The following is an 18738-nucleotide window of genomic DNA, read 5'->3' as shown; positions in this document are numbered from 1 at the left end:
GAGGCCGACACCCCAAAAAGACGAGGGCGTCCGAAACAAAGCCCACCCAAAAACTTACTCGACCGACTCGACTTCCATGACACGGCTGTCTTGGCCTTCATGTATGACTTTCGAGTGCCCTTTGATAACAACCAGGCGGAACGCGATGTCCGGATGATGAAGCTCAAGCAGAAGATTTCAGGCTGCTTTCGAACCGCTGCCGGGGGGCAACAGTTCTGCCGCATTCGGGGCTACATCTCGACATTAAGAAAGCAGGGGATTGCTGTACTTGATGCCTTGAAAAGTGCTTTTACGGGTAGCCCTATTCTTCCGGTGTTTCAGCCTGAGTAGTTACAAGTGAGGTTTAGAATGACCTGCCCAGTCCGATTGGAGTCAAAACTGGGCCGATTAGAGTAGATCGCCCTCCTGATATCCCGTAAGCTTTCTCTATTGTTCTTGAAAATGCTTCTCAACTACCCCCTGATGTGCGGGTGGGAATGAGAGGTCATTTTGCTGGAGTTGTGTGTGAGGCGAGATCGTGAAAGCATTACTGATACTGAGCCCGCTGGGGCTGATAACTCTCCTGTCTGTGATTTTGACGCCAACGGCTTGGGCGGCTTGGGCCAATGAAGAGGTCGGCGTTCAAGGCAATAGCCAACCAGACGAATCCATTCTAGAAGCAAACCCATCTTCCGTTCGGCTGCCTTCGACGGTGAGCGGTTCGGCTGAGTCCATCGTCGAAACCTCCGCCGAACCGAACGCGACTCGACTGAGCTCGCCGCAGTCGCACGCCGAAGTCCATCCCCCCATCTCCCCACTTCCCGACTCCCCCACTTCCCGACCAGCCACTACGGTGGCAGACTGGGTGGCTCAGATCGAGGCGTCGCAGGTGCAAATTACGGGGGTCAGGCTTGAACCCACTGAAACGGGACTATCCATCGTGCTGGAAACGGCAGCGGGAGACTTGCCAACGCCAACGACTCAGACGGTGGGCAATGCACTGACGGCAGACATCCCCAATGCGGTGCTGGCCCTGCCAGAAGGTGAGATGTTTGAGCAGTTTGGCCCAGCGGAAGGGATTGCCCTGGTCAGCGTGACGAGTTTGCCAGATGGCGGCGTTAGGGTCTCAATTACAGGGACGGATGCGCCGCCGCAGGCTGAGGTGAGCACGGAAGCCGGAAATCTGGTGCTGAGCGTGGTGCCGGGAGTGGCCACTGCTGCCGATGCAGATGAGGCAATTCAAGTTATTGTCACCGGAGAAGAGGCTGGCTCTGACTACTTTGTACCCAATGCGAGTAGCACCCTCAGAACCGATACGCCAATTCGAGATACTCCCTCTTCGGTTCAGGTCATACCGCAGCAGGTCATTGAAGACCAAGGGGCGACTAACGCGCGTGAAGTCGTGCGAAATGCTGCTGGTGTCAACTTCGCAGAATCAGCAGGAAATCGTGATGAACGATTTATTATTCGAGGGTTTGAAGCAGAGCAGTTTCGCAATGGCTTTCGCGATGATTTTTTATCGTCTGCTACTCAAACTGAGTTAGCCAATGTCGATCGTGTAGAGATTCTCAAAGGTCCTGCATCAATTTTATTCGGACGTGCCGAACCAGCAGGAATCATTAACTTTGTGACCAAAAAGCCGTTACGGGAACCGTTTTACGAGATTGCTTTTACGGCTGGTAGTTTTGATTTTTATCGTCCGACTTTAGATTTTTCAGGACCTTTAACGGAAAACGGAAATTTGGCATATCGTTTGAACGCTGCTTATGAAAACGCGGGTAGTTTTCGCGATGGCGTAGAAACGGAGCGTTTTTTTGTCGCGCCAACTTTGTCTTGGGAAATTAGTCCCGATACAGAGTTGAGCTTAGAGTTTTCTTATTTGCATGACACTCGACCGATAGATCGCGGACTGGTCGTTTTAAGTGATGACGAAGTTGCCGATATTCCCTTTGATACCTTTCTGGGAGATCCCGATGGGCGACTAGATTTTGACGAAACTCGTACCGAACTCTATCTCGACCATCGTTTTAACTCTAATCTATCTCTTCGTTCACTTATCCGTTACACTACTTCTGATGTAAATGGATCTACAATAGAAATTGACGGTGAGTCGGAAGATGACCGCAATTTTCCTATATCAGATACTAGACAAGATCAGTCCTTTGAAACTTTTACTATTCAAAACGATTTAATTGCTAAATTTGATACAGGTGAGATCGAGCATACGCTCTTGTTCGGCTTAGAATATGCCAATACATTTTTCGGTTCTGCACCTACAATCAGAACGGGAGCTACAATTGATATCTTTGACCCTTCAAGAGAATTTATCTTTGACGAATCTGGATCTTTCGATTTTGAACAGAGTAGCGATTCGATTGGAATCTATTTACAAGATCAAATTGCCTTACTGGATAATCTCAAGCTGGTTGTAGGAGGTAGATTTGATACTTTCAGTCAAGAAGAAACTTTTGATGGTGAAGTAACAGAAACAGAAGCCGACGCTTTCTCCCCTCGTGTGGGCATAGTATATCAACCCATACAGCCAGTTTCACTGTATGCTAGCTATACTCGCTCGTTTACTCCAGTAAGCGGCGTGAATATCGATAACGAGCCATTCGATCCCGAACGAGGAACGGGGTTTGAAATTGGGGTGAAGACTGAAATTATCGAAGACCGCCTGTTTTCAACTCTGGCTTTCTATGACACGACTCTAACCAATGTGACTACAGAAGACCCCGATAACCCAAATTTTTCCGTTCAAACAGGAGAACAAAGAAGTCGAGGCATCGAACTAGATGTTCAAGGAGAAATTTTGCCTGGCTGGAATATTTTTGCAGGGTATGCCTATACCGATGCGGAGGTGACAGAAGATAATGAGATTCCTGTAGGCAACCGCCTCGTCAACGTGCCAGAGCATAATTTTAATCTGTGGACAACTTATACTCTGCAAGAGGGTGATTTGGCAGGATTGGGATTTGGTGCAGGTGTGTTTTATGTGGGCGAACGGGCAGGAGATTTAGATAATTCTTTCTTTGTTGACGATTATGTTCGTGTCGATGCTGCAATTTACTACGAACGAGAAAACTATCGGTTCGCCCTGAATTTTAAAAATCTTTTCGATGCCGAATTTATTGAAGGTACGGCAGGTAGAACAGAAGTCATTCCTGGTGCGCCGTTTACAGTACTAGGTACGGTTTCAGTGAAGTTTTAAAAAGTAGCATAGTTACAATTAATTCACTGAAATTAATTGTACTACTGGCAAATTCTTAATTGCTATCTGCTCCTTGCTCCTTAAACTCCCTTCGCTCATGTCAAAACTACGTCATTTACTGATAATAGGAATTCTCACTTTTGTCTTTGTTTCTGCCTGTGGGGGAAATGCTCCTCGACAACCAAGTTCTCAGGTTGATAATTCTTCTACTGAAGCTGTCAGAGTAGTCAAGCATGCTTTTGGTGAAACCAAGATTTCCATGAATCCTCAACGGGTTGTCGTTCTTGCTACAGGCTTGGATACCGTTCTTTCATTGGGGGTAAATCCTGTCGGCAGCACTCAAGTCCCTGGAAAATACTTTCGTGGATACGATTATCTCAATAATAGATTAGGAGAGATTGCAAGTGTTGGTCATCTTGACAGTCCTAATTTAGAGGTAATTGCTGCCTTAGAACCTGATTTAATTTTGGGTGCTAAAGCGTGGGATAGCCAAAATAATTACAATCTGCTGTCACAGATTGCCCCAACTGTAATCGCGGAAGTGGAAACTAGTGGTGAGTGGGAGAGAATGCTGAACAAATACGCAGAAGCTCTGGGAAAGACTGATAAAGCCGAGCAAATATTGGCAGATTACCATGCTCGAATCGAGGAGTTTCAGGCACAGATGGGTGATCGCCTAAAGCAAACAGAAGTTTCGATTGTTCGTGTTCTTCAAGATGGATTAAATATCTATCTTGAAGATAGTTCTTGCGGGGCGATTGTAGCGGATGCAGGGTTGCCCCGTCCACCTTATCAAACAAATCCTCAAAACTCATTCAGTATGGAGATCGGTAAAGAATCACTCTACAAAATAGATGGCGATGTTATCTTCGCCTGGACATTTGCTAGCGATCAAGAAATGGCAAATGAGGCTCAAAGCGCGTTGAAACAGTTGAAAGCAGATCCTCTCTGGTTAAAGTTGAATGCTGTTCAGCAAGATGAGGTCTACGAAGTTCCTAACTATTGGATAAACATGGGTCCGATCGCTGCTAACTTAGTCCTCGACGATTTGTTTAAGTATCTGGTCGAGGAGTGAGAATCAGCCTAATAGAGCGAGAAAATTAACCAAGTAACATGAAAACTTTTATCACTGTCTAACTATGTCAAAACCTACACTATTTGTCTGCCAGTCTTGCAAAGATGCAGTTCACAAACGCATGAAGCCCTCCCAGGGCCTCAACTGCTAGAGCAGCTCAACATCCTCCAGTCGAAGACTCACCCTTTACCTTCATCCTTTACCCTTCCAACTGCGATCGCTTGCAGAAATGGGATTAGCCAGATGCGTCAATCTCCGCTCGACCCTGACCCAGCATCTTCTGTAGTTAAAGACAATGCGACAATCATATTCAACTGAGCAGGCCCAAGCTCCAGACAGTTTCCCCTTCAATCTATGGGTTTGCAGAGATGGTTTGCAGAGATGGAGCAAACGGATTTCCTGCAAGCAGCCTTAATCGGTCTTCGATTCGTGTTTGTAAGCTGGGTTGTCGCCGAGTCAATCGTTTGAAAGCGCGTTTGAATGATGAAGCAAAAAGGACCTGCCTCATGCTCTCAATTCGGCGATCGCATCTTCAACCGTACCTCGGAATACCTTACCTGCCTCATAGTCTGCTTGAGCTTGAGCAATGTGCTTGGCAATTTCCTCCCGTCGCCGTTCCACTAATCGCCGCTGCATTAGCTCGACCAGCACCTCTTGATCCTCAAGCGGTAGCATCTCAATGCTTTCTAAAACCTGATCGAGCTTAGAAACCTGTGCCATATCAACCTCGGTAGCCTATATTTTTCTTCTACGCTAGCACGACCACTTATGACTTAACTTCCCCTTTCGAGCTAGAGCCATCTTACGGGTCATGAGATGATGGCGATGTCCCCTGGAAGCAATTTCCTGAAGTGCTTAAATCGAGCGGTATTGCCAAGTTTCTCCCAGTCCTGCCATCAGGAAATGAGAGATAATGATCAGAGTAGAATCCCCAAATGTCCCATTTGACTTGAGAGGTCACTGAAATGGCTGTAATCGTCGAAATCAGCGAAACCGGCACCCTACAAATTCCCGAAGAAATTCTGCGTGCCATTCAGCCCAATACCCGTTTCCGAGTTGAGGTAGGCAATGAAAATCGCTTGATTCTGTCTCCCGTTTCCTCAGAGCAGCCGTTTTGGGCAACTGCCACCCCCCAAGAAAGGGCTGAACGTTGGCACCAGTGGGTACAAAGCCATCAGGACGGTCCCAATTTACCTGATGAAGCCTTACGACGGGAACACATCTACGACTGATGGCAGCCTATTTGCTAGATACGAATATCCTGCTGAGAAGCAGCGATCCTAACTCTCCTTGGCAAGCCTTAGCAGACGCATCTGTCGCACAACTCCTTGCAGAAGATCATCAGCTATGGACTACTAGTCAAAATATTATCGAATTTTGGGTTGTCGCAACCCGTCCAGTTGATGTCAACGGTCTGGGTTGGAGTGTTGAACAAACTCGTGCTGAAATTGAGCAAATTCTCAACCAGTTTCCACAGCTTGAAGAAACTCCGCAAATATTTCCTTACTGGCTAAATCTAGTAACGACCTATCAAATCAAAGGAAAACGTGTCCATGATGCTCGATTGGTTGCCGTTATGAAGGCTCACGCCATCACTTACTTATTAACATTTAATCCAGATGATTTTAGGCATATCGATAACATTACGATTGTTCATCCCCGATCTATTTTAGAAGCGACTCAAGATTAGCTTTCTAGGTTTCATAAAGATCAAGCAAAATGCCGTGAAACGAAAAGTTTAACCCTCATACCATTCTTGCCCTCCTGGCAGTTCCGCCAAACGAGCAATAATGATAGCCGGTAGCTCTTTACCTGAATATTGATAGGTCAACTCCAGCAATGATTGAGCGACAGTAATCACTGAATTTCGTTCAACCTGTTTACTGAGTTGAAATGCGTTCAATCGACCACCAAATACCTCTATACTAGCGGGCGCGATCGCCGCTTCAATCGATTCTTCTAATAACGGCAACCATTCATCGACATTGACATAGTGAGATGTCTTATTGGCCTTCAGATTCAACTTTTGGATTCTCAAAATCGAGTCAGAAATAGAAGCCACCCAAGAATTGGTTAATCGCTGCTCTAATTGATTTTTGATCAAATGCACCATCAGCCGAATTAAAAATGACTCAATATTCCGTAAGATGGCTTGCTTACTCATCTCTTCTAGCTCATCCACGAGTTCTAAGGCGTCTTCATATCGCCCTCCCAAAATACTCAACCTCAAGTCGAGCAATTCTTGAGTCATTTCTGTCACCTCCGATAAGCAGACCGCGTTATACGTACCTTGGAGCAACCTGGCAGTAAATTTTATGCGTACCTTCATCATAATCTGGGCAGGCCAACTGGCATCGACCATTGGCAGCAAGATGACCGGGTTTGCCCTAACGCTCTGGGCCTGGGACGTTACTGGATCGGCTACTGCCCTAGCACTGGTCGGATTTTTCTATCAGCTGCCCCGTATCCCGATTACTTTGGTCGCCGGTCTCATCGTTGACCGCTTCAGTCGTAAGCAACTCATGATGCTGGGAGATACCGTTGCCGCACTCTCTACGGTGGGGATTGGGCTGCTGTTTTTCACCGAGAATCTACAAATTTGGCATATCTATGGGGCAGCCATGCTCAATGGCGGCTTCGGGCAAATTCAAAGCTTGGCCTACAAAACCTCAATTTCTTCAATGGTGCCGCTGCATCAGCTCACACGAGCCAACAGCATGAATTCCGCCGTTCACTATGGTTCAGCCATTTTTGGGCCAGCGCTGGCCGGAGTCCTCTATCCAATAATTGGGCTGATGGGGATTTTGCTGATTGATCTAATGACGTTTGGGGTGGCGATCGCCACCCTACTCTCGGTTCGCATCCCTCAACCTGCGCCCCAACCTACCACCGAAATTGAGACCCGGTTGGCTAAACTCACCTTTGGCTTTCGAGAAGTCTGGCGACAGCCCAGCTTGCGATCGCTCCTGCTGATTACGACTGCGTTCTGGTTCTTCCATGATTTAGGTGGAGCTATCTACGACCCAATGATTTTGGCTCGTACCAACGGTAGCGCTCAGATCTTAGCCAGTACCGCCTCAGCCGCAGGGATCGGCGGCGTCACCGGAGCGATTCTGCTCAGCTTCTGGGGTGGCCCGAGGCGGCGGGTTACGGGGATGCTGGCAGGCTTCATCGGTGCTGGCTTGAGCAAAACCGTATTTGGTCTGGGCCGCTCCCCAGCCGTTTGGATTCCGGCCCAATTTTGCTCCTCCCTCAATTTCCCGCTGCTGGGCAGTTCTGAAAACGCCCTGTGGATGAAGTCAATCACTCCCGAGAAGCAGGGGCGGGTGTTTGCGGCTAATTCCCTGGTTTTGCAAGGGGTGAGCGCGATCGCGGCCCTGATCGCAGGCCCTCTGGCCGAAACCGTTTTCGAACCGCTAGTCACCGCTCCAGCCAAGGGGCCATTTTTATCCGCCATTTTTGGCTCAGATCCAGGGGCGGGGATTGCCCTGCTCTATGTGTTGACGTCTCTTGGCCTGGTGATTGTGGGACTTGCCGGATACTTCTGGTCTACCCTGTGGCGTGAATTCCCAGACCTATACTGATCGTAACGCTGTCAAGGCGGCAATGCGCTCTCTTGGACAAAACAAAGGTTTCAGTCGTTAACCTTTATGCTGATGGAAGACTAGAATTTCGAGATAGTTCCTCCTTCCCTGGCAGTGTCCTAAAAAACGTAGGAGTTCCCAGACCAGACGTACAACAAAAGGGAAATATCCCAGATGTTACCAACCAATTGGTCAGTCACGAACGCTTAGTTTTGCTCGATGGCGATGACATGTTCGTAGCGTTGGGTGCTGGCGCTCAGGAGGCGTTTACAAGATTTCAAAAAGACCCCCTGTGGCAAAAGCTAGAGGCAGTTAAAAACGTAAGGATTCAGGTGCTCAGGTCGGGCAACTGCCATTGCCTTAGTCACCGGTAATGTCGATTTTAAATTAGGCAAAAATTTGGGAAATAGTTAAAGAAAAATTGGCAAATAAAGGGGAGGTTAAGCTGTCAGCTTCAGTTAAGATTTCCACTAATACCAATTTTCCCTTTTGTTGGCGATAAACTTCTAATTGTTTGCTAAATCGGTCAACGATCCAATACTCTTGTGCTTCCCCTTGCGAATAGAGTTTTAACTTTGCCTGCTTATCACGATAAATATTACGTTCTCCGGCAGAAAGTACCTCTACCACCAGTTCAGGGAAGCCTGTAAAATGTCCTGCTTCGTCTGCAATTCCTGTTAATCGCTCATTGCTCACCCAAACGAGATCAGGAATCACGTTATCTTCTTCTGAGCGGATAATACCGGGGGAAGAAAATGCTTTCCCAGAATGATTTTTCGACCAAATCTTTAGTTCTGTAATAATGTTTGCAATGATATCCTGATGTTTCCAATGGGGCGCACGAGTCACAAATAATTCTCCGTCAATAATTTCACGACGGATTCCTTCATTTTCTGGAAGTGCGTCTAAGTCGTGGATTGTCCATCGGATCGGGCTGATAATTTTATTCATAAGTTTTTAGGGATGAATTCTGATTGTTGCTACTAGGTCGTTTTTTTAATAAGAAGCTCTAAATAAGCAAGGTCATACCGTTTGCCTTAGCTTAATGAATAAAAAGCCTTTCCATCTCTGGATTTAATTGCAAAGTAAGACTCATGAAATTGATGATTTTAGGACATTTTTCTATTTTACCGCTAATCCATTGCTTCATGCGTACTTTCATTATCGTCTGGCTCGGTCAACTCGTTTCCACACCTGGGGAGACTTCCAGCGTCGGACTCATGGGGTGTTACTGGGCACGGTGGGGGCGGGGATCAGCAAAACCATCTTTGGTTTGGGGCAGATGCTATTGGTTTGGATTCCTGCTCAATTTTGTTCGTCCCTAAACTTTCCCTTGAAAGGCCGTTCCAGTACCGCCATCTGGTTAGCGAAGGTGGCCCTGGAGGTGCAGGGACGGGTGTTTGCGGCTCGCCAGATGTCCCTTCTCGCCGTTTCGCTGATTGCCACTGCGATCGCGCCCCGCCGCCATCGGCGGTATGTTTCTGTGGCACTCTCCTCACGGTCACCCGCACTGGGCGTTACCCAGCAGGTCTGGTCTTTCGGGAGCCCGGACTTTCCTCAGGCCAGGGTAACCTGGCCCGCAACCGCTGCGCCAACTCTTTCCTCAGCTAGTCTAGTCCGTTCTGGGCCGGGTTTGTCGAATGGTAGCTGGCCTCCGGTCGGGTTATCGGCGAGTGACGGCCTGCAGCCGCTGCTGCCGTTGTCGCGGCAGGTTGAGCAGCCAGCGCAGCGGCGGTAGCGCCACCTGCTCGGGCAGCAGCTCTAGGGTAAAGTGAAAGGGCGCGAGCATAGTAACCATTTGGCTGTCGGGCTCGGTCAGCCGCTTGACCCCAATCAGCAGCTTCAGCGTATATAGTGACAGCGGTTGGCGTTGACTGTTAGGCTGACTCGTCACCTGCAAAAGCCCTACCGTTTTCTGAATATCTACTAGAGGCTTACCCGGTTCAACCCGCTGGCTCTCCGCATTGCGGACGAAGCTAGGTTCGTTGGCGACGTTTGCCTTCAGCGACTGCTGAGGGTTAAGCACGCTCATCACCTGGGGGTGAAAGAGGTCGAAGTCCATTCCTGGAAGCAGCCGAATGACGCGCTCAGCCTGAAAGGACAGGACCGCGATTGAGCTTCGATCCCAGTCGATATAGAGCTGTATGTCAGGGGTTGTATTGACGACTTCGACAGTAAGAAACGGGATGGGCGGCTCCAGGGAGCGTTTTCCCATTGGCAATACGCGCAGGGTAATTCGCTCGGCAAAGTAGCTGTCAGACTCTGTGGGAGCAGCGCCCGATTCTGCGGGCGCTGCTATCGCATCTTGGCGTTTGACCCGGCTCTCTTCCGTCGGCGGTTCAAACGTAAGAGAAAGGGATGAAATTCTGGGGGCCTTTTGTTTTGGGCTATCTGGCATGACCGGCAGCGGCTTCACCTCAGCATTGATATAGCTGGCGCGGGTCTGAACAGCCAGCTGATTGCGCAATCGCGCTGCCAGCTGCTCATGATCCAGGTTGATCGAGACCTGGTCCTCTAGCAGCCGCTCCAGCGACAGGGCCATCTGATAAAGCACGTATAGGACGATCAAAAAGTAAATCGTCAAAATTAGAATATCGAGACTCATAAAGCCAGGCGGCAAATGTATCTACAAATTACAGCGATTCAATGAAGGTGTTGCTAACCCTACCCTAATTTCTTGTTAAATAGGACAAAATTAGATTGAAAGGCTAAACGTTTCTCTCGAATTTGGTTTAGGTCTCTTGGAGGAGGCAGCTGTAGAAAACATTTTCTACTATTGAAGGGTAGCCCTTTCCGAAAGGTTTTCAAATAGTTATTAGGAGGGGAAAGATGAAATTACACGCTTTATCTGCCTTGACACTTACGCTACCATTACTCGTCGTAACTTCCGCCCAGGCCGCCGACCCGGCCCAGGTTCGCCAGCTTTTAGTGACGGGAGCCTGTCAGGCTTGTGACCTATCGGGCGCTGACCTGAGCGTTGCTCACCTGATTGGTGCCGATCTGCGCGATGCCAATCTGCAAAACGCCAACTTAACCGATGCAAATTTAGAAGGGGCTGACCTCTCCGGGGCCAATCTCACCGATGCTAATCTGACTCGAGCTTTCTTAACCAACGCAGTGCTAGACGGCGCTCAGGCAGACAACGCTAACCTGACCGAAGCGACCCTGCACTACACTAACGTTGCCGGGGCATCTTTCGAAAACGTCAATCTGTCGGGTGCACAGGTGCTCGGCACGCCGATCAGCGTCGGCGGCAATTAGTCGGCATCCCGAAGAAACGCTTCGACCTGCGATCGCGTCGGCATTGCTGCCTGAGCCCCGCTGCGAGTCACGGCCAGCGCGGCTACTGCCCTCGCCCAGGTAACTGCGGACTGGACCGGCTGACCTTCGGCCAGCGCTACCGCCAATCCCCCGTTCAAGGCATCTCCCGCTGCGACGGTATCGACGACATCAACGGCAAAGGCCGGCTGCCTGAAGCGGCCGTCTGGCCCGTCGCAGACAATTCCCTGAGCGCCTAGCTTCACAATTACCATGTTTACACCCCGCTGCCGTAGCGCTTTTGCTGCGGCAGCAGCGGTTTCTGGGTCTTTTACCTCAAACCCCACCAGCCGCGACGCCTCGCTTTGATTGGGCGTCAGCAGGTGAATATGGGGATAAAAGCGATCAGGCAGCTGGTCTACGGCGGGGGCCGGGTCTACGATTACCTGTAGATTATACTGCTGGGCAATTGCGGCGGCCTTTTGCACCGCTCGCTGCGGAATCTCAAACTGGAGCAGCAGCACCTGAGCCGTTTTCAGGTAGGGTGTTAGCCGTTCTACGTCGGTCTGATCTACCGCCCCATTCGCGCCGGGGACGACGATAATCTGGTTTTCGCCGGACTGCTCGACCGCGATCGCGGCTGTACCTGTACGATGATCGGGGTCGGTTGCGATCTCGGCTGTCTCAATCCCTGCCGCTCCCAGACTCTGCCGCAGGGCTTCGCCAAAGCCATCGTTCCCTACGCGCCCCACCATCACGACCTCTGCGCCCAGCCGAGCCGCCGCTACGGCCTGATTTGCCCCTTTGCCGCCCGGTACGGTGGTAAAATTCTGTCCCAGCACGGTCTCGCCCGGCTGCGGCAGCCGCGCCGTCTGGGTCACCAGGTCCATGTTCAGGCTGCCGAAGACGACAATGCTCATCTATAGATTCCAGGGCTCTTCGCTGGCTTCCGAGTCCCGCATCAGGTCTGAAGGCGGTCGGTCGGTGCTCCAGGCCCACCAAACCGCATCGCACTGACAGTGATAGAATTCCTGCCATTTGCGCTTGTGGTTATGGGTATAGACAGGAGCCCGCCGGTTGACCCAAACGGCCTGGGATTCGTTGTTAGAGGCACCACAGGCGGGGCAGCAAAACTGATGGGCGTGGACGGCCTTTTCAGTCCAATGCGGCGGCAGGGGCGTAAAAGCTTCCATGGGTGGATGGGCGGACGATAGGGTTCCCTCATATTATGGAGGGGCAAGCCGATTCTGGGGTAGCTTTTAGGTCTTTGTAATCTCTAGTGGACTACTATATTTCCCACTCTTCGACAGGCATAGCCGGTTCAAACGGATCCTCGTAGCGGAGGACTGTACCTTGCAATGGATGTTCTAGTTGAGCAAGATTAGCCTGGGATGAATTCCGTTCTTTAGGCTGTTCTAGGAGAATAATTTCTATCGTATCGCCAGCCTGGAAGGGCAACCCTGTGAGCAGAAGTTTTCCATCTTCAGTTAACGTCGCTGCAACTTTGTGAGCATTCATGTCCTCTTACCCTACTTTGCTTTGACATACTGTATTAATTGTCATGTGGAAGTCGGTATATCCCCTGCATACTTTCTAGAGGTCAGTAAATTCTATCAATTTCCAGATAAACATAAAGAAGCTATTCATGCTAGACAGCTGACATTTGAGCCAGCAAACTGTCCATTTAAAGAATGCTCAAAGTTTCTGATACTGCATTTGTTTTGAACGGCGGATGATTTCGCGATCGCGCCGCATTCCCTAGTTCTTCACGATATATTTGTTCTAATAGCTTAAGTAAAGTTACTGAGCTTAAGAGTGAGGAGCAATGGCTAATAGGCGTTACAGCTGGTTATTGGGGACGGGCGCGATCGCGTTTCTCACCCTGTTTTCTCAGGCTCCTAAAGCGGTAGCAGATCTGCCGCCGACTGAAAATTACTTTGGCCAGCCGCCGCAGCTGCTAGAGGTCTATACGACCAATACGACCGAAGACCGGCCAGCCGACTATCGGTTTCGTTTTGAAATTCCGGCGACGGCTGAGCAGCCGATTGCACAGATGATATTTACCCAGGTCGAGGGGTTTGGCTATCCTCGCTTCAGCGAAAGCCGCACCAGCGCCGTGGTCAACCTGGGCGAGCGGGCCGTTTCTCCCCTGCCCCTGGTAGACGTCGATGACGACCGTGGCGACAAAACCATGGTGCTGACCTTTGACCCACCGATTGAGCCGGGTCAGCGGATTACCGTCGTCCTGCGAGCCCGCCATAACCCTGACGCGGGCACTTACCTCTACGACATTACGGCTCTGCCGCCGGGCGTTTCTGGGCCGGGTCAGCGATTGGGCCTAGGCAGGCTCCAGTTCTACGAGCGCCGGTTTACGAATCGATGGGTGCTGCCTGCAAGGTTCTCAGCCGATTAAACGCAGCCGCCAGTTCCAACCGCCGAAATTCCACCAGGTCTAGCCCCAGCCGATCGCTGAGCGCATCCAGGCTGCCGCGCTCGATGTCGGCCATGACGCCGTCCAGAACTTCGGCCAGAGAGCGCCTGCCGTCCAGGTAATACTGCCGGGCATAGAGCATGGCCTGGGCGATCGCGCGCACCTGCCCCGGCTCGATCACCTGCTCCACCGCCCGCAGGTCAATGGCTTCGTAGCCCAGCGCCAGATTGTCGGTGTCCCGCACCTTGACCTTGGTCGGTCGGTTTCCCTGCTCAATACTCTGGGGCAGGATGACTCGCTGGCTAATCGGGCCAAACTGCGCCCCGCCCTCAGACTGGCGTATGTTCTGGTGAGACTGGGCGATCGCCTGAGCCTGAGCCGTTACTTCCCGGGGCTGATAATTGTCCATCGCGATCACCGTATCGGCTACGTCAAAGTAGTCACCGCTGCCGCCCATGACCAGAATGGTTGAGATGCCGTGGTCGTCATAGAGCTGGCGAACCTTATCGATGAAGGGGGTAATCGGCTCCTTTTCCTTGGCAATCAGGGCCTGCATTTTGCGATCGCGGATCATAAAGTTCGTCGCCGCCGTGTCTTCGTCGATCAGCAGCACCTGCGCACCGGCCTCCAGCGCTTCCACAATGCTGGCGGCCTGGGAGGTGCTGCCGCTAGCGTTTGGTGTGGAAAAATCGGCGGTCGAGCGGTCCTGGGGCAGATCATTGATAAACGGTGAGATGTTTACCCCAGCCACGCTGCGGCCATCCTCGGCCCGAATTTTGACCGCCGCTGGATGGGTCACCACCTGCTCCCGACCGTCGCCGGGGATGGCGTTATAGATGCCCTGCTCGATTGCCCGCAGCAAGGTAGATTTGCCGTGGTAGCCGCCGCCCACAATCAGCGTCACCCCGGCGGGAATACCCAGGCCGGTGACCGGCCCGGCATGGGGGGCCGGCAGCCTCACCCGCAGCGCCTCTGAACTGCGAAAGGGGACGACCTCGGCAGTCAGCGGTCGAGAATCGACGCCGCTGCGACGGGGCAGGATGGCTTGGTCGGCGATGAAGGCGATCAGATTGTGGTCGGAGAGCTGCGATCTCAACACCGCCGCATCTTCGACCACGGCAATCTGCCGCTCCAGGGCAGCGGCGTCCAGGGCCGCATATTTCAGGCAGCCCGCCACCAGCTCGGGAATGTCCTCGCACATCAGCGCCGCCGCCCCGTAGCCCGCAATCCGCCGACCTCTGGCGGGCAGGCCCACCGCTAGTCTGAGCTCCACCGCCGCCGCATCGACCCAGGCCACAGTGCGCCGCAGCACCGCCTGACTCAGTTCAGGAACCAAGATTTTGCCGCTCTTGCCCGACCCCCGCTTCTGCTGAATCGAGCGGGCTAGCTGGGCGGCCCGACGGCTGAGATAGTCGGCCAGCGCGGTCTGGCGGATCGGTACTGACAGCCAGTCCGAGGGAAAGCCCGCGACGGACTGGGGTAGCTGCAGCCGAATCCGACTTGGGGCAGCGAAGGGATCTCCCTGCACATAGTCAATCGTCAGGCTAAAGTCCGAAAACTCGTAACTGCCTCGCAGCGACTTATAGGCTTTGTAGCTCTGGCCATCGAGCTGCTCCAGGCTCTGTCTGAGGCGGGTGTCGGAAGTCATGCTATCGATAAATAATATTCAACCGGATAGTAGATGTCAGTCTATAGGACAGCAGGCTAAATAAAGAATATCGATATCAGACGGAAAGATAGAAATAGACATGGCTTTGACGACCTCTGCTACCAGACCGACCGCAGCTCAACCTATCCGGCGTTTTATGCGGCGAGCGATCGCGACCCTCAGCCTGAGCTGCGTCACCGGCGGTTTGTTCATGGCTCCAGTCCTAGCCCAGCCTCCGGCCGTAGGTCGGACCGAACCGGCGAATACGCCTCAGACCCTAGCAGACGGCGTTTACCTGTATGGTCAAAGCCAGCAGCCCGACCAGCTCGGGTCGGCCTACCTAGTTTTTGAGGTTGAGCAGCAGCAGGCGGTCGGAGCCTTCTATATGCCGCATTCTTCCTTTGACTGCTTCTCGGGTCAGGTTCGGCCCAATCGGCTTGACCTGAGCGTCGTCAGCAGCTATGAGCAGACCGTACATTCCTACTCCGTGGCGATCGAAACGCCGGCAACGCTGGTAGCTGGCCCCGCGGCGAGTGAGTTTACCCTGGTCGGCTTTCACTCGCTCCAGCCCGATGCCCAGGACTATGACATTCTCGCCACCTGTCAGGCCGACTTTGCCCAGCGTTAGATCCGGTTTGAGCCTATTCGGGCGCTCACCCCGGAGTTTGAACCTCGTGCCCATGGCTTGGGTTTTTCCGGCAGCTTTGGGCAGACTAAACCTAGCTCCCTGGCGTAGATTACGGAAACCCCATCCGACAGCGACGGCTCTCCATCCTGCAACGGACTCTAATTATCGTTACATTTACATACATAGTGTATTAGAGAGCCAGTCTGAATACTGGCAACCTGCGGATTTGCCGCAGTCGGGTCTAGGTGCCCTTTAGTTCATCGCAGCTAGTTCATCGCAGCGCTTAGGCCATTTATCGGGTAGAGGTCCCTTGATATGTTTGAACACTTCACAAATACATCCATCGCCGTCATCATGCAGGCGCAAGAAGAGGCCCGTCGCCTGGGTCACAACTTTGTCGGCAGCGAGCAGCTTCTGCTAGGCATCATTAAGGAAGGCTCTAGTATTGCGGCTAAGGTGCTGGATGAATTTGGGGTCAGCCTGGCCAGCGCGCGCACCGAAGTCGAAGCGATTATCGGCAAAGGTTCGGGCAATGGGCCAGCCGAAATTCCGTTTACGCCCAAAGTTAAGCAGGTTTTTGAGCAGGCTTTCCAGGAAGCTCGCAAGCTCGACCATCCCTATATCGAGCCCGAGCATCTGCTGCTCAGCCTGACCCAAAATTCCGAAAGCGTCGCCTACCGCGTCCTGGCTAATCTGGGGGTTGACCCCGATAAGCTGCGGACTCAGCTGATTAAAATTATCGGTGAAATGACCACCGTCGCGGCGAATCGGCCCCGGCGAGATCGCGGTTCCAACGGTCGTCGTCAGTCCAACAGCAGCAAAGTGCTGGCGGAATATGGCCGCGACCTGACCGCCGTCGCCGCTGAAGGCAAGCTCGACCCCGTGGTGGGCCGCCAGAAAGAAATCGAGCGGGTCGTACAGATTCTGGGTCGGCGGACGAAGAATAACCCGGTGCTGGTGGGCGAACCCGGCGTGGGTAAAACCGCGATCGCAGAAGGTCTAGCCCAGCGCATCGTCAATCAGGACGTGCCGGAAGAGCTGCTCGACAAGCGCGTGATTGCTCTGGATATGGGCTCTCTGGTGTCGGGGACTCGCTTCCGGGGCGACTTCGAGGAGCGGATCAGCCAGGTGCTGGACGAGGTTCGTAAAGCTCAGAACATTGTCCTGGTGATTGACGAAATCCATACTCTCGTTGGCGCGGGTTCCCTGGAAGGTGGCATGGACGCTGCCAACATGCTGAAGCCAGCCCTGGCTCGGGGTGAGCTCCAGTGCATCGGGGCGACGACCCTGGATGAGTACCGCAAGCACATCGAGCGAGACGCGGCCCTAGAACGGCGTTTCCAGCCGGTGATGATCGAGCCGCCTTCGGTCGAAGATACGCTGGAAATTCTTCAGGGCCTACGCAGCCGCTACGAGCAGTTCCACCGGCTGATCATTACCGACGAGGCGCTGGAGGCCGCGGCTAACCTGTCCGACCAGTACATCACCGACCGCCACCTGCCCGACAAGGCGATCGACCTGATCGATGAGGCCGGTTCCCGGGTGAAGCTGCGCTACTCCCAGCGGATTCCAGCGGGCGAGGGTCGCCAGCAGCTACGGCAGGTGCAAAAGGACATGGTCGAGACGGTCCAGCTGCAAGACTACGGTAAGGCCAGCGAGCTGCATCAGCAGGAAGCCGCGATCGCGCTTCAGCTCAGCGATGCGCTCGATCCCGACCAGCCGCTGCCGCCGATGCCTTCGGTAACCGATGAAGATATCGCCGATATCGTTTCATCTTGGACCGGGGTACCGGTGAACCGCCTGACCGAATCTGAATCGGCGATGATTCTCCATCTGGAAGACACGCTGCACGAGCGCGTGGTCGGCCAGGATGAGGCCGTGACGGCGGTGTCGAAAGCGGTTCGCCGCGCCCGAGTTGGGCTGCGCGGGATGGATCGACCGATTGCTAGCCTGATTTTTTCTGGTCCAACCGGCGTCGGTAAAACCGAGCTAGCTAAAGCCCTAGCCGCAGTCGTCTTCGGCTCTGAAGAGGCGATGGTTCGGCTGGATATGTCCGAGTTCATGGAGCCCCACACGGTTTCTAAGCTGATTGGCTCGCCGCCGGGATTCGTCGGCTACGACGAGGGCGGTCAGCTGACCGAGGCAGTTCGCCGTCGGCCCTATACGGTGATTCTGCTGGACGAAATCGAGAAGGCCCACCCGGATGTCTTTAACATCTTGCTCCAGCTGCTCGACGACGGTCGCCTATCCGATTCCAAAGGGCGGGTGGTCAGCTTTAAGAATACGCTGATCATCATGACGTCGAATATCGGCTCCAAGGTGATTGAGAAAGGCGGCGGTGGTCTGGGCTTTGAACTGTCTACGGAAGATGGTCTATCGACCCAGTACAACAACATCCGCAACCTGGTGAACGAGGAGATGAAGCAGTTCTTCCGGCCTGAGCTGCTCAACCGGATTGACGAAATCATCGTCTTCCGTCAGCTCACCAAGCCGGAAATCAAAGAGATCGCCGACCTGCTCTTGCAGCAGATCAACCAGCAGCTAGCCGAGCGCAGCCTCTCCCTGAAGCTGTCTGAGGCATTCAAGGACCACCTGGTTGAGGAAGGTTACGACCAACGCTACGGGGCTCGCCCCATGCGCCGCGCTATCTCTCGCCTGATCGAAGATGAGCTAGCCGAAGCCATCCTCGCCGGTCGCCTACAGGATAACGATGTCGCCGTCTTTGACATCGATGAAGACGGTAAAGTGACCGTCAGCCCAGAAAAGCAGCCCGCCCTAGTCGGCGCTTAACGGCCGGCTGGCTGATTAATTTAGCAAGGGGCCATGGTGTTGCCATGGCCCCTTGCTTTTTCCATAAATCTGAACTAGGTCGGTTAACTTTTAGCATGTATGCATGGATAAAGTGTGTGTAGTATGTATACATA

19 protein-coding genes are annotated in these 18738 nt (G+C 52.6%); 11 read left to right on the top strand and 8 right to left on the bottom strand.

Annotated elements, in window-relative coordinates; all coding sequences use genetic code 11:
* From IQ241_RS09465 to IQ241_RS09455, 3 genes are all read left to right on the top strand, one after another.
* Positions 1-330: IS66 family transposase (locus tag IQ241_RS09465; RefSeq protein WP_193906359.1), on the top strand; the 330-nt coding region annotated here is incomplete at its 5' end.
* Positions 331-517: 187 nt separating this feature from the next.
* A complete protein-coding gene (locus tag IQ241_RS09460) occupies positions 518-3190 on the top strand; it encodes a TonB-dependent receptor (RefSeq protein ID WP_322743613.1) in 2673 nt (890 codons plus the stop codon).
* 97 nt (positions 3191-3287) lie between these two features.
* Positions 3288-4265, top strand: a complete 978-nt coding sequence (locus IQ241_RS09455) for an ABC transporter substrate-binding protein (protein ID WP_193906357.1) — start codon at positions 3288-3290, stop codon at positions 4263-4265.
* Positions 4266-4769: 504 nt separating this feature from the next.
* Here the strand turns inward: IQ241_RS09455 and IQ241_RS09450 are convergent.
* Positions 4770-4985, bottom strand: a complete 216-nt coding sequence (locus IQ241_RS09450; RefSeq protein WP_193906355.1) for a hypothetical protein — start codon at positions 4983-4985, stop codon at positions 4770-4772.
* Between the two features lie 245 nt (positions 4986-5230).
* On the opposite strand from IQ241_RS09450, the gene IQ241_RS09445 reads away from it, so the two are divergent.
* Complete coding sequence (locus IQ241_RS09445) at positions 5231-5497, top strand: hypothetical protein (RefSeq protein WP_193906353.1); 267 nt, start codon at positions 5231-5233, stop codon at positions 5495-5497.
* On the top strand, positions 5497-5955 hold the full coding sequence (locus IQ241_RS09440) for a type II toxin-antitoxin system VapC family toxin (RefSeq protein ID WP_193906351.1): 459 nt from the start codon (positions 5497-5499) through the stop codon (positions 5953-5955). The genes IQ241_RS09445 and IQ241_RS09440 overlap by 1 nt, the downstream gene beginning before the upstream one ends.
* Positions 5956-6003: 48 nt before the next feature.
* On the opposite strand, the gene IQ241_RS09435 is transcribed toward IQ241_RS09440, so the two are convergent.
* Positions 6004-6516: a DUF29 family protein gene (locus IQ241_RS09435; RefSeq protein WP_193906349.1), complete on the bottom strand. Its 513-nt coding sequence runs from the start codon at positions 6514-6516 to the stop codon at positions 6004-6006.
* A 64-nt stretch (positions 6517-6580) separates the two neighbouring features.
* Here IQ241_RS09435 and IQ241_RS09430 point away from each other — a divergent pair, with 64 nt between their 5' ends.
* Positions 6581-7849: an MFS transporter gene (locus tag IQ241_RS09430; RefSeq protein WP_193906347.1), complete on the top strand. Its 1269-nt coding sequence runs from the start codon at positions 6581-6583 to the stop codon at positions 7847-7849.
* Positions 7850-8236: 387 nt separating this feature from the next.
* Here IQ241_RS09430 and IQ241_RS09425 read toward each other — a convergent pair whose 3' ends face one another.
* Positions 8237-8800, bottom strand: a complete 564-nt coding sequence (locus IQ241_RS09425; protein ID WP_193906345.1) for a Uma2 family endonuclease — start codon at positions 8798-8800, stop codon at positions 8237-8239.
* A 190-nt stretch (positions 8801-8990) separates the two neighbouring features.
* Here IQ241_RS09425 and IQ241_RS09420 point away from each other — a divergent pair, with 190 nt between their 5' ends.
* Positions 8991-9587, top strand: coding sequence for a hypothetical protein (locus tag IQ241_RS09420; RefSeq protein WP_193906343.1), 597 nt, complete (start codon positions 8991-8993; stop codon positions 9585-9587).
* On the opposite strand, the gene IQ241_RS09415 is transcribed toward IQ241_RS09420, so the two are convergent.
* The gene (locus IQ241_RS09415) at positions 9513-10454 is read right to left on the bottom strand and encodes a hypothetical protein (RefSeq protein WP_193906341.1); all 942 of its coding nucleotides are present in this window, start codon (positions 10452-10454) and stop codon (positions 9513-9515) included. The two genes, IQ241_RS09420 and IQ241_RS09415, sit on opposite strands and share 75 nt — an antisense overlap.
* A gap of 224 nt (positions 10455-10678) precedes the next feature.
* On the opposite strand from IQ241_RS09415, the gene IQ241_RS09410 reads away from it, so the two are divergent.
* On the top strand, positions 10679-11110 hold the full coding sequence (locus IQ241_RS09410) for a pentapeptide repeat-containing protein (protein ID WP_193906339.1): 432 nt from the start codon (positions 10679-10681) through the stop codon (positions 11108-11110).
* Here IQ241_RS09410 and rbsK read toward each other — a convergent pair.
* The 3 genes from rbsK to IQ241_RS09395 form a co-directional block, all read right to left on the bottom strand.
* Positions 11107-12027 carry a ribokinase gene (rbsK, locus tag IQ241_RS09405; RefSeq protein ID WP_193906337.1) on the bottom strand — a complete coding sequence of 307 codons (921 nt, stop codon included), beginning with the start codon at positions 12025-12027 and terminating at the stop codon, positions 11107-11109. The genes IQ241_RS09410 and rbsK overlap by 4 nt on opposite strands.
* A complete protein-coding gene (locus tag IQ241_RS09400; RefSeq protein ID WP_193906335.1) occupies positions 12028-12300 on the bottom strand; it encodes a hypothetical protein in 273 nt (90 codons plus the stop codon).
* Between the two features lie 94 nt (positions 12301-12394).
* Positions 12395-12625: a hypothetical protein gene (locus IQ241_RS09395; protein ID WP_193906333.1), complete on the bottom strand. Its 231-nt coding sequence runs from the start codon at positions 12623-12625 to the stop codon at positions 12395-12397.
* Positions 12626-12932: 307 nt separating this feature from the next.
* Between IQ241_RS09395 and IQ241_RS09390 the strand changes: the two genes are divergently transcribed.
* Positions 12933-13520 (top strand): DUF2808 domain-containing protein, encoded by a 588-nt coding sequence (locus IQ241_RS09390; protein WP_193906331.1) that lies wholly within the window; start codon positions 12933-12935, stop codon positions 13518-13520.
* Here IQ241_RS09390 and IQ241_RS09385 read toward each other — a convergent pair.
* Entirely contained in the window at positions 13477-15186 is a 1710-nt protein-coding gene (locus IQ241_RS09385; protein WP_193906330.1) for an ABC-ATPase domain-containing protein, read from the bottom strand. The two genes, IQ241_RS09390 and IQ241_RS09385, sit on opposite strands and share 44 nt — an antisense overlap.
* A gap of 100 nt (positions 15187-15286) precedes the next feature.
* Here IQ241_RS09385 and IQ241_RS09380 point away from each other — a divergent pair, with 100 nt between their 5' ends.
* Together IQ241_RS09380 and IQ241_RS09375 are read left to right on the top strand one after the other, a co-directional pair.
* Positions 15287-15814 carry a hypothetical protein gene (locus IQ241_RS09380; RefSeq protein WP_193906329.1) on the top strand — a complete coding sequence of 176 codons (528 nt, stop codon included), beginning with the start codon at positions 15287-15289 and terminating at the stop codon, positions 15812-15814.
* A gap of 315 nt (positions 15815-16129) precedes the next feature.
* Positions 16130-18604, top strand: coding sequence for an ATP-dependent Clp protease ATP-binding subunit (locus IQ241_RS09375; protein WP_193906328.1), 2475 nt, complete (start codon positions 16130-16132; stop codon positions 18602-18604).
* Positions 18605-18738: the final 134 nt, after the last annotated feature.

It is taken from the genome of Vasconcelosia minhoensis LEGE 07310 (genome assembly GCF_015207255.1).
GTDB lineage: Bacteria > Cyanobacteriota > Cyanobacteriia > Phormidesmidales > Phormidesmidaceae > Vasconcelosia > Vasconcelosia minhoensis.
This window is presented reverse-complemented; position numbering and strand designations above follow the sequence as displayed.